11 protein-coding genes are annotated in these 11,814 nt (G+C 47.4%); all 11 read left to right on the top strand.

The features are described 5' to 3' along the window. Positions 1-179: 179 nt before the first annotated feature. The 11 genes from HXT36_RS03585 (at position 180) to fni (ending at position 11,694) form a co-directional block, all read left to right on the top strand. Positions 180-473 carry an ACT domain-containing protein gene (locus HXT36_RS03585; RefSeq protein WP_016836341.1) on the top strand — a complete coding sequence of 98 codons (294 nt, stop codon included), beginning with the start codon at positions 180-182 and terminating at the stop codon, positions 471-473. A gap of 19 nt (positions 474-492) precedes the next feature. After that, complete coding sequence (locus tag HXT36_RS03580; protein ID WP_421778584.1) at positions 493-1,857, top strand: PFL family protein; 1,365 nt, start codon at positions 493-495, stop codon at positions 1,855-1,857. A 143-nt stretch (positions 1,858-2,000) separates the two neighbouring features. Next, positions 2,001-3,023, top strand: a complete 1,023-nt coding sequence (locus tag HXT36_RS03575) for a ribokinase (protein WP_421778583.1) — start codon at positions 2,001-2,003, stop codon at positions 3,021-3,023. A 67-nt stretch (positions 3,024-3,090) separates the two neighbouring features. After that, complete coding sequence (locus HXT36_RS03570) at positions 3,091-4,107, top strand: ribose-phosphate diphosphokinase (protein ID WP_016794614.1); 1,017 nt, start codon at positions 3,091-3,093, stop codon at positions 4,105-4,107. 196 nt (positions 4,108-4,303) lie between these two features. Then, entirely contained in the window at positions 4,304-4,600 is a 297-nt protein-coding gene (gene rpsF / locus HXT36_RS03565) for a 30S ribosomal protein S6 (protein ID WP_004131822.1), read from the top strand. Positions 4,601-4,752: 152 nt separating this feature from the next. After that, positions 4,753-5,394 (top strand): single-stranded DNA-binding protein, encoded by a 642-nt coding sequence (gene ssb / locus HXT36_RS03560; protein WP_016806626.1) that lies wholly within the window; start codon positions 4,753-4,755, stop codon positions 5,392-5,394. A 190-nt stretch (positions 5,395-5,584) separates the two neighbouring features. Then, a complete protein-coding gene (gene rpsR, locus HXT36_RS03555; protein ID WP_004105399.1) occupies positions 5,585-5,833 on the top strand; it encodes a 30S ribosomal protein S18 in 249 nt (82 codons plus the stop codon). Positions 5,834-5,849: 16 nt separating this feature from the next. Further along, positions 5,850-6,296, top strand: a complete 447-nt coding sequence (rplI, locus tag HXT36_RS03550) for a 50S ribosomal protein L9 (RefSeq protein WP_410294007.1) — start codon at positions 5,850-5,852, stop codon at positions 6,294-6,296. A 588-nt stretch (positions 6,297-6,884) separates the two neighbouring features. Next, on the top strand, positions 6,885-8,030 hold the full coding sequence (mvk, locus tag HXT36_RS03545) for a mevalonate kinase (protein ID WP_421778582.1): 1,146 nt from the start codon (positions 6,885-6,887) through the stop codon (positions 8,028-8,030). Between the two features lie 21 nt (positions 8,031-8,051). Further along, positions 8,052-9,215, top strand: a complete 1,164-nt coding sequence (mvaD, locus tag HXT36_RS03540; RefSeq protein WP_421778581.1) for a diphosphomevalonate decarboxylase — start codon at positions 8,052-8,054, stop codon at positions 9,213-9,215. Further along, positions 9,208-11,694 carry a type 2 isopentenyl-diphosphate Delta-isomerase gene (gene fni / locus HXT36_RS03535; protein ID WP_421778580.1) on the top strand — a complete coding sequence of 829 codons (2,487 nt, stop codon included), beginning with the start codon at positions 9,208-9,210 and terminating at the stop codon, positions 11,692-11,694. The genes mvaD and fni overlap by 8 nt, the downstream gene beginning before the upstream one ends. Positions 11,695-11,814 lie beyond the last annotated feature (120 nt).

Below are 11,814 nucleotides of genomic sequence, written 5' to 3'. Positions count from 1 at the left end.
TAAATTTTTAACCTTTTATAAGAATTTATCCAGATGTTATTTTGGCGTGTTGCACAAATCGTCGATTATACGAGGCGGGCAATAGTATAAATAGGGAGAAAAACGCGCGCGAATGGCAAGTAGAATAGATAGAACAGCTGTTGCGCAGCAAAAATCACATATAGCCAATAGGAGTGATTATGAACACCACTAATAATGATGAAAACAAAGCCGTAATCACCGTAGTGGGCAAAGATGCTGTAGGAATCATAGCAAAAGTTACGACTCATTTAGCAAATAGCAAGGCGAATATTTTAGATATATCTCAAACAATCGTCAACGGATTCTTTAACATGATGATGATTGTAGACGTAAACGAAATAAGCGTAGAATTTGGCGAGCTGGCCGAAGAATTGGCAAAGCTGGGCGAAGAAATAGGCGTTAGCATACACTGCCAGCGCGCGGAAATCTTTACAAACATGCACAGAATCTAGGGATTAGTAGGAGAAGCCCATGCTAAACATTATGGAAGTGAGCGAAACAAACTCCATGATCGAGCAAGAAAAGCTCGACGTTAGAACCATAACAATGGGAATAAATCTGCTAGACTGCGCAGACGCAAGCGTGCAAAAAGTGTGTGAAAACGTGTACAACAAGATTACGCGCCTTGCAAAAGACTTAGTTAGCACGGGCTGCGCGATTGAGCGCGACTACGGAATCCCGATTGTAAACAAGCGCATAACCGTAACGCCAATAAGCCTTGTTGGAGCAGCAGCGTGCAAAAGCCCAGACGACTTTGTGCAAATCGCGCACGCGCTAGATAAGGCTGCCAAAAAAGTTGGAGTAGATTTGATTGGCGGCTACTCCGCTCTGCCTGCAAAATCCATGACAGCTGCCGACCGCATGCTTATAGAGTCGCTGCCAAAAGCCTTGAGCGAGACGGATATTGTGTGCTCGAGCGCAAACGTTGGGTCCACGCGAACTGGAATTGATATGGATTGCGTAGAGTTGCTTGGACGAGTAGTTAAGCAAATCGCGCGCGCGACTGCAGACCGTGATTCGTACGGATGCGTAAAGTTCGTTGCATTTTGCAACGCTCCAGACGATAATCCATTTATGGCAGGCGGATTCCACGGTGTAACTGAGGGAGACGCTGTAATAAACGTTGGCGTATCTGGGCCAGGCGTGGTTTCGCGCGCGCTAGACGAGGCGCGTGGCAAGGATTTTGCGTTCTTGTGCGAGACGATTAAGCGTACGGCTTTTAAGATTACGCGAGTCGGCCAGTTGGTTGCGCAAGAGGCATCTAGAAGACTTGGCGTGCCGTTTGGAATAATAGACTTGTCGCTTGCGCCAACGCCAGCCGTGGGAGATTCCGTAGGCGAAGTCCTAGAGAAAATCGGACTTTCTACTGTTGGCGCGCCTGGCACAACCGCCGCTCTTGCAATGCTTAACGATCAAGTTAAAAAGGGCGGAATAATGGCCAGCAGCTACGTTGGCGGGCTTTCTGGCGCGTTTATACCTGTTTCGGAAGACGCAAACATGATTGCTGCTGCAAAGTCTGGCTGCCTTAAAATAGAAAAGCTAGAAGCAATGACGTGCGTATGCTCCGTAGGGCTAGATATGATTGCGATTCCTGGAAGCACAACTGCTGCAACAATATCTGGAATGATTGCGGATGAGGCAGCAATTGGCATGATAAACCAAAAAACAACTGCTGTGCGCATAATACCTGTGGAAGGAAAAAGCGTTGGGCAAATGGCCAACTTTGGCGGTTTAATGGGGTACGCTCCGATTATGCCAGTAAATACCGAAAGCTGCGAGGAGTTTGTTTCGCGCGGCGGAAGAATTCCAGCGCCTGTGCATAGCTTTAAGAATTAGGCGAGTTAATCGTAAGTTTAATCACGGTTTAATTGCGGTTTAATTGTGAATTAGCTAACGCTTAAATTGCGACTTAAATCACGCTTGAATGACTGCTTAATTACTTTTAAATCACGAATTAATGGAATTTTACGAAAGGATTTATGATGGAAAAGACTACGCCACTAAGCGGCGAAATGCTTGCTAGCGCGCTAAAAAAGGTAGGCGAATCAAGCAATAACGTTGCTGTAGTAGGCTCCATGAACGCAGATTACACAATAGTTGCAGATCGTCTTCCAAATCCTGGAGAAACAGTAAATGGCAGTGATTTGCGCGTTCTTCCAGGCGGAAAATCGGGGAATCAGGCCGTTTCTGCAGCGAAAATCGGCGCGAACGTGCAAATGTTTGGCGCGGTAGGCAGCGATGAAAATGCAAAATTCCTACTAAACACGCTAGAATCTGCTGGAGTAGACACGTCTAGAATTTTGCGCGTAGAAGGCGTAAAAAGTGGCGCAACAGTAATAACAGTAGACGCAAAAGGTGGCGAAAACACAATCGTTTACGCTCCAGGGTCTAATGCAAAAGTGAGCGTGGAATACATTAGCCAAAACAATATTAAGCAAGCAATTTGCAGCGCAAGCGTTTTAGGATTATGCCTAGAAAGCCCAATGGAAACCGTAACGGCGGCGGCAAAAATTGCGTGTGCGGCTGGCGTAAAAGTTTTGCTAAATAATTCGCCTTTTGTAAGCGAGCTGCCACGCGAGTTGATTGAAAACGCAAGCATCCTTCTTGTAAACGAGCACGAGATGGCGCAATTGCTTAAAATTAGCGAGCCAGAAGACGGAAATTGGGATGATTTTGACTGGCACGACGCTGCGCGCATTATGCACGAGTATGGTTTTGACGAGGCGGTTGTAACGCTTGGTGCAGAAGGATCGGTTGTTTTAGACTACGCTGCGCAAGATGGCAAAAAGGCTGTGCGAATTTGCCCTCAACGCGTTAAAGCAGTAGACACAACGGGCTGCGGAGACGCGTTTATGGGAACCGTTTTAGCAGGACTTGCTGCTGGATTTAGTCTAGCGCAAAGCGCGCAAGTTGCCACTTACGTTTCGGCGTATGCAGCAATGGGATTTGGAGCACAAAGCTCGTATGGAAGTGCGCAGCAGGTTGTTCGCGCATTTGAGTAGTGGCGTTGTATGCTGCTAAAATAGTCGCGTATGCGTTTTTACAGATTTTGCAAACGGGAAGGCAAATATGTCAACAATTCTTGAAGGCACTCCAAAAAAGCAAATGATGCTTGTAACGGGTAGAGCGTATCCGCAACTTGCGGAAGAAACCGCCAACTACCTTGGAATAGACGTGCTGGAAACAACTGCCTACGATTTTGCAAACGGTGAGATGTATGTGCGTTTTACGCAGCCAGTTCGAGGTGCAGACGTTTTTGTTTTGCAAGCGCACACAGATCCAATCAACAATTGGATTATGGAGCAGCTGCTTATGGTGGATTCTTTAAGGAGAGCATCCGCTAGAAGCATAAACGTTGTTGCGCCTTTCTTTGGGTATTCGCGTCAAGACAAAAAGCATCAAGGCCGCGAGCCAATTACAGCGCGACTTATGTTTGACCTGTTCCGATCTGCTGGAGCTACAAGAATTCTTACTGTAGACATGCACGCTGCTCAAGAGCAGGGATTCTTCGACGGTCCTGTGGACCACTTAACGGCTATGCCAGTTTTGATTGACTACGTTCGCAACACTATGAGCCTAGAAAACACTACGATTGTTTCTCCAGATGCAGGGCGAATCAAAGTTTCGGAGCAATGGGCTGCAAAGCTTGGCGGATTGCCATTAGCGTTTATTCACAAAACGCGCGATATAACAAGGCCAAATCACGCGGAAGCGCATGGAATTATTGGAGATATTCAAGGCCGCGATTGCATTGTTGTAGACGATATGATTGATACGGCTGGCACGATTTGCGAAGCTGTGCGCACACTTAAAGGCGCTGGTGCAAAATCCGTTACTTTGGTTGCAACTCATGCGCTGCTATCTGGCCCTGCAGTAGAGCGACTTAAAAGTTGCGGCGCGCGCGAAATCATTTTAACGGATACAGTTCCTGTTCCCGAAGAAAAGCGCTTAGAAAATATGACGGTTCTTTCGATTGCGCCTCTTTTGGCTGCTGGAATTAGGTCCGTGTTTAGGTCCGGGTCGCTTGTTTCGCTTAGAAACGCGCTTCCAGAAGACATGAAGCACAGGAATATTTACGCTCATTAGTGTTGTTGATTAGCTGCGCGGCGGTGAGTCGCAAGCATGATGTAGACTTAGTAGGTTGTTCGTAAAATTAAATATGCAAAAATTATTGCGTAATAATCGCGTAATAAATTGTGTAATAACTTGATTTACGAACGATTTTGCAAACACACTCCTGCTGTGGAAAGCCCGCAGCCGAATAGTCCGAAGGAGGTGGGTGATGTCTGCACACAAGTATGAACTGATGTTCATTGCCGATCCAGAGCTTGACGAGCGCGGTCTTAAGAAGTTGACCGAGCAGTATCTTGAGCTTGTCACCAAAGAGGGCGGTTCCGTTGATGGCACCGACTATTGGGGTCGCCGTAAGCTTGCTTACGAGATTGATGGCAAGAACGAAGGTAACTACGTTGTAGTGAATTACACTGCCGAGCCAGCTCTTAGCGACGAGCTTGACCGTGTTTTGAACCTTAACGAATCTGTAGTCCGCACGAAGATTCTTCGCAAGGACGCAAAGTAAAGCAAAGTAAAGTCAAAAGTTTAGGGACAATATCCAAAATTTTATTTAGATTAGTTTGATTAATTTATAGTCAAATAGTCAAATAGCCAAATTGGATTTGCTCTAAATTGTTCCACGAAATTGTTCCAAGTCTTAATAGAAAAGAGGCCGCGATGGCTGGAGAAACTGTTATAACTGTGATTGGTAATTTGGCTAAAGAGCCAGAAACTGCTACCAGTTCCAACGGTAGTGTTAGAACGTCTTTTACGATTGTTTCTAATTCCTCTACTTTTGACAGAAGAACAAACAGCTACGTTAACGGCACGCCATTATCGCTTAGATGCGTTGCATGGGGCGACTTAGCTGAGCATTGCGCACAAACACTTACTAAGGGAATGCGCGTTATTATTCAGGGTAGGTTGCGTGCAAACAACTACGTTGATAAAAACAGCAACGAAAAACGATACAGCATTGATTTGATGATTGATGAGATTGGGCCATCCTTGCGTTTTGCAACCGCTCAGGTTAATCGTTTGAGCTCGAAGGGCGGTTTTGCTGGGAACAATGGCGGATTCAATCAGGGCGCTGGCGCTGGAGCTGGTATGAATGCTGGTGGATACACTGGCGGTTATGCTGGCGGCGCGAATTATGCAAATAGTGCGGCTGCTGGTGCTGGAATGAATGCGCAAAATGGCGCTAATCAGGGCGTAAACGTTGAAGACCCGTGGAGTGCTTCTGCTCCATCAAATGGCGGATTTGCAACGTTTGGAGCTAGCTCCGATTTTGGTGGAACAGACGAAGAGCCAGAGTTCTAGTTTTTCTAGTTTTATGCGCGCGCTAATGGCGTCTAGTCGCCGCTGCTTTAGGGCAGATAGTTTAGCGAATGTGACTTATTGCTTGTAAAACTAATGCTGGTAAAAATCTAAATACGACTTTACAATTAAAAACATCAGTTTAGCGTATAAACAAAAACAAAAGTTTAACGCATTTAAGAGAGGACATCCTATGTCACGTAAGAGGCCGCAACCACCGGTCAAGCCTTTTAAGAAGAAGCCAAATCCTTTGAAGGCTGCCAAGATTACTGAAATTGATTACAAGGACGTTGCTTTGTTGCGTAAGTTCGTTTCGGACCGCGGCAAGATTCGTTCCCGTCGTATTACTGGTGTAACCGTACAGGAACAGCGCAAGATCGCGAAGGCCGTTAAGAACGCTCGCGAGATGGCTTTGCTCCCATACGCCACCACTGGTCGCTGATTGAGAGGATAAGAACATGGCAGAAACCAAGGTTATTCTCACCAAGACCGTTGCAAACTTGGGTCACTCGGGTGACGTTATTACTGTTAAGGCTGGTTACGCACGTAACTACTTGATTCCACAGGGCTTGGCCTTTGCGTGGAATAAGGGCGCTGCTTCCCAGATTGAAGAGATGCGTCGCGCACGCTTGGCTAAGGCTGTTGCCACTCGCGAAGAGGCTGTTGCAGCTAAGGCCGCAATCGAAGGCACTGTTGTAGAAATCGCCGCTAAGGTGAGCGAGTCTGGCAAGCTCTTCGGTGGTATTTCCGCCGATAAGATTGCTGCTGCTTTGGCACCAAAGGCCGCCGTTGAAGCACGCGCTATTAGCGTTGCTGCAATCAAGACCACTGGCGAATTCCCAGCAACTGTGGCTCTTCACCCAGAAATCAGCGCTTCCTTTACTGTTAAGGTTGTAGCTGAGTAGTTAAACGTGTTCCAGCTTCCCACGTGGGTTTTGTGAGTTCTTGCAAGTTATTGTGATTTTGCGATTGCTTGTGATTTTGCGGAATTTGCGATGGGAGGCAATCCATTTGGATTGATCTTAAGCATTGGCTCTGTGCGAATTGTGGTGAGTTTTACTTGCTGCGACTTGCGCGGAGCTTTTTTTGTTCGCGACGACCTACATTTCCGCTTTTTGTACGTGATTTGGGTCAAATTTGGTACAAAGTGCGGAAATGGTTGACGCTTTTTGTACGTGATTTGGGTCAAATTTGGTACAAAGTGCGGAAATGGTTGACGCTTTTTGTACGTGATTTAGGTCAAATTTGGTACAAAATGCGGAGTTGTTTTCCGTGTTTTGTTGTTGAACACGCTAATTAGAGAAACAAAATTCGGGAAATGTGAATGTGTTGTGTGCGTATTGCGCAAATCGTGGTGTTGAATCGTTTTAGCTACTAAATTATAAAAGTTGATAAATAGACTTAACATGCAAAAGCGAGCATTTGCGCAATTATGCAATGCCAATAATTATGCAATGCTAATAAGTGAACCAGTGCGTCGCAAAGGAGGATTAGTGACTGAGTGCAACACTTTAGCGAATCGCCACGCGTCTAATCCGTGTGATTGCAATAATGAGCGCGCGAAAAATCGCGTACATAATCGCATTGGCGTTGGTCAGACTTGCGCAAAAGTAATTCTTTTTGGTGAGCATTCGGTTGTTTATGGCTACAGTGCAGTGGCTCTTCCGCTGAAAAATCTTAAGATGCGCGCAACAGTTAGTAGCGCAAACGCAGAAAACGCATTAAACACACAAAATGCAGAAAACGAATTAAACGCAGGTGCGCAAAAGTCGCAAGCAGCCGACGAGCTAGTTGCACAAATCGAAAATAATCCTAATAAAAACAGCTTGCAAGAGCTTGCTCAAAGTTACGTAACGCTTAAAGCGTTGGATTTTTGCGGGCCATTAAAAAATGCGCCAAAGCGTTTGAACTCCATTAAAACCGCGATTTATAAGGCTTTGCAATTTGCGAATTGGCGCGGCGAAGCGTTACAAGTGGAAACAGCTTGCGATTTTCCACCAGAGCGAGGATTGGGGTCGTCGGCTGCAGCTGCAGGTGCTGTAATTCGCGCGATTCTAGGCTATTATGCGATTGAAGCCAGCGAGGATCAGCTTTTTGCGCTTACGCAGGAGGCGGAAAATGTTGCTCATGGAAAGGCATCGGGATTAGACGCTAAGGCTACTGCTTCGGCGCGCGCGGTGCGATTTTTGTGTGGCGAATTTAGCAACATAAATATACGATTGCACGCGTGGCTTGTTTTGGCTGATTCGGGATGCAAGGGTCAAACGCGCGATACGGTTGAAGCATTGCGCAAAAAGCGCGATTTGAATCCGCATGCGGTTGATGCGATGCTAGAGCAGCTTGGGAAAATTGCTATTAGCGCGCAAGATGACTTAGAGCTTGGGCAGCCGCTGGAAATTGGGCTTAAGATGAGCCGCGTTCACAAGATTCTTGCGCAATTAGGCGTGAGTACGCCACTATTAGACGAGTTGGTTAGTGCTGCGTGCAAAAGTGGTGCTTTGGGAGCAAAACTGACTGGAGGCGGCGGTGGCGGATGCGTTATCGCGCTTGCGCAAAACTACGAGGATGTGCTTAAAGTGGCGCTGGCTTTAGAGCGTGCAGGTGCTGCCAAAACGTGGATTGTGGAAATCGGCAGTTAGAAAGGTTATAGAAAGGTTATTGTGGAAAACGTTGAAATTGAGCCAAAAATAGCGTTTGACGAGTCGATGCAAACGCATTGCGCAATCACGGAAGCAAACGCAAATATTGCGCTAATTAAGTATTGGGGAAAGCGTGACGAGCAGCTTATTTTGCCGTATTCTTCCTCGCTATCTTTGACTTTAGGCGGATTTTTCACAAAAACTAGCGTGCATTTTGACGATTTTCTAAAAGAAGACTCCGTTTGCTTAAACAACACAGAGCTTAGTGGCGATTTATTGCAAAGCGAAGAGCGCGCGCGAATCGTAAGAATGCTAGACATGGTGCGGAAAATGGCTGGAATTGAAAGCCATGCGCGAGTCGTAAGCAAAAACACGGTTCCAACGGCTGCAGGTCTTGCATCTAGCGCCTCGGGTTTTGCAGCGCTAGCGGCGGCTTCAGCGTATGCGGCTGGTCTTAGGTTAAACGCGCGCGAACTTTCGATTTTAGCGCGCAAAGGGTCGGGGTCGGCATGCAGGTCGATTTATGGCGGATTGGTGTTGTGGAACGCGGGCGTGAGTAGCGAAACAAGTTATGCGGAGCCAATTGAATCGCCAAAAGATTTGAATCTTGCAATGGTGGCTGTTGTTTTGAATCCAAGCAAAAAGAAGATTTCGAGCCGCAAAGCAATGCGTCAAACGGTTGAAACATCGCCGCTTTATAAAAGTTGGATTGAAAGTTGTAAAGATGACATTGCAACGGCTTTGCAAGCGATTAAAAACTGCGATTTAGAGGCGTTGGGCGAGGTTTCGGAGCGAAACGCTTTAGGAATGCATGCTGCTATGCGCGCGGCCAATCCTAGCGTTGACTACCTTAGCGAAGAATCGCACGCCGTGCTTAAAGTTGTGCATCAAATGCGCGGCGAGGGGTGGCCTGTTTGGGCTACAATGGACGCAGGTCCAAATGTTAAGGTTTTAACTAGTGCGGAGCAAGTTTTGCGCGTTAAAAACGAGTTGAGGTTGCGCGTGTTGAGTGAGATTAAGAGTTTGCACGAGTCGCAGAAATCGGCGGATTTTGCGGATTTGCCTCATGTGGATTTGGCGGAATCTGTTGAATCAGCGGAGTCGGCGGAATCCAATCCGCAGTTTGTTATTGCGCGCCCAGGCGATGCGGTTAAAGTAAGGTTGTACGGAGAAAATCATGACTAAATTTCAAGCGGCAGCTCCTGGAAAGCTTTATATAGCAGGCGAATACGCTGTTGTAGATGGAAGAGCTGCAATCGTAACAGCCGTGAATCGTTATGTAAAAGTTACGGTTGATGCGGCTGGAGCTTGTGATTTTCTTGAAAATGGCGCACGTAGTAGGAATTTTTACGGCAGGAATTTTTACGGAAAAATTACGTGTGAGGATAAAAATTTTGAGCCGTTATATTGGAAGTTTGGCGGCGGCAATGGTTGCGGCAATGGTTGCGGCACGCGTTTTGGCAATAACAAGGAATTTATTTTAGATAAAAATGATGGATGCGGATGCGATTCGCGCTCGGTTGCTTGCGATTTGCCAGCGGAAGAATCGCCAGCAACCAACGATTCTCTAGAACAAACTAATGTAGAAAAAATTAAAAAATACTACGCGTACGTGATTTCTGCAATGAACGTTGTAGATGAATATGCGCGCGAGATGGGCGCGTTGGGTGCGGCGGAAGCACTGGGTTGCGCGCGCGAATATAACGTACACATTGAAAGCGATTTAGACGATAAAAAAACAGGCAAAAAATACGGGCTTGGATCTTCGGCTGCAGTAACGGTGGCGGCTGTGCGCGCGCTGTGCAAATGGTACGGATTAACGCTTGCAACGCCAGAATTGTGCAAATTGGCCATAATCGCGTCTTCGCTAGTAAAAAAGTCGGGAAGCGGCGGAGACGTGGCAGCCAGCGCATACGGCGGATGGGTATTGTACCGCGCGTACAATCGCGAATGGCTTAAAGCGGAAGTAGAAATGATTGAAAGCGGCGACTCAAGCCTACACGAGTTGTTGCAAAAAAAGTGGCCGCGGTTTGTTGTAAAACGCTTAAAAGTGGGCGGCGGCTTGCGACTTTTAGTTGGCTGGACGGGGAGCCCTGCAAGTAGCGCGGAGCTTGTTGGAAGTGTGAAGGCTGGCGTTAAGGCTGGCGCGGCAACTAGTGATTTAACCGCGCGCGAGCACGCTAAGACTTACGCTAAAACTTACGAAGATTTTTGCGTGCAAAGCGAAAAATGCGTGCAAAAAATCGCAAATGCGCTAGAAAATGGGGACTTTAGCGCGTTGTTAAGCGGATTCGCGCAAAATCGTGCGTTGCTAAAAGATCTTGGCGAAATCACGGGAACACTAATCGAAACACCAAAACTTACGCAGCTAATCGAAGTTGCCAACAGTGCAGGATTGCCATCCAAAACAAGCGGCGCAGGCGGCGGAGATTGCGGAATCGCGATTGCGCGTGCGCAAGATTTTGATGCCGTGTTTGCTCGCATTAAAGACGAATGGCAAAAAAGTGGGATTGAAGCGCTTAATCTGAAAGTCGCAGAAATTGATGAAAGTGGCGATTTTTCGCTTATCGAGCAACGCAAAAACGATCACATAAAACTTGCGTGCGAACAATATAAAGCGCGCGCGGATGCTGGCTTTGAATGCGTGCGATTTATTCCAAACGCGTTGCCGCAATTGGCGCTAAGCGATGTAGATACAAGCGTGAGCGTGTTTGGAGAATCCGCAAAATGGGACGTTCCGTTGTACATTAACGCAATGACGGGCGGCAGCAAGAATGGCGAAAATATAAACGCAATGCTTGCAAAAGTGGCGGCAAAAACTGGTGTAGCAATGGCCTCTGGCTCGCTAAGCGCAGCGCTTAAAAATCCGCGTCTTGCGGAGACTTTCAGCGTGATTCGGCGCTTTAATCCGCGCGGATTTGTGATGGCTAATGTAAGTGCTGGGGCAAGCGTTGAGCAGGCGATTAAAGCTGTGGAAATTTTGCAAGCAAACGCGTTGCAAATCCACCTTAACGCGGCGCAGGAGCTTGTTATGAGCGAAGGAGACCGCGATTTTAGTGCGTGGCTTAGCAATATTGAGGCCATTGCGCGCGCGCTTGACTCAATGAAAGTGCCAGTTGTTGTTAAGGAAACTGGATGCGGAATGAGCGCTGGGGATGTTCTGCGGTTGCAAAATGTGGGCGTGCGCGCTGTGGACGTTGGTGGGCGCGGCGGCACGAATTTTGTTGCGATTGAAAATGCAAGGCGTGGGGGTGTGCGCGGCTACGAGTTCCTTGATTCTTGGGGGCTTACCACTGTTGAGTCGTTGCTGGATATAGCGCAATGCGATGAGATTTTGCGCGATTCTTGCGATTCTTGCGATTGTGCGGCTGCTTGCGATTCAGCGGCAGCTTGCGATAGTGCGCAAATGCAAGTGTTTGCAAGCGGAGGAGTGCGTACGCCGCTTGATGTTGTGCGCGCGCTAAAGCTTGGGTCGAGCGCGGTTGGAGTTGCGGGCGAGTTCTTGCATACGCTCACTTGCGGTGGACAGGATGCGCTTGTTGATCAAATTGAGGATTGGAAGGCGCAGATTCGCGTGATTATGGCGCTGCTTGGATGTAAGAATGTTGCGGATTTGCGCCAAAATTCGCGCATCTTGATTGATGGCAAGCCGTGCGCGCTGTAATGTCTGGCGTAGTGATATACTTGTGTAGTTGTGCGTTCAAGCATGCTTATTTGTTTATGCGATTTAGCGTCGGTTAGTCGCGTTTGGATTTGCATGGATGAGCGACGCAAGACTTGCAAG

Origin of the sequence: Gardnerella sp. DNF01144, assembly GCF_049244245.1 — a bacterium.
GTDB classification, from domain to species: domain Bacteria; phylum Actinomycetota; class Actinomycetes; order Actinomycetales; family Bifidobacteriaceae; genus Bifidobacterium; species Bifidobacterium piotii.
This window is presented reverse-complemented; position numbering and strand designations above follow the sequence as displayed.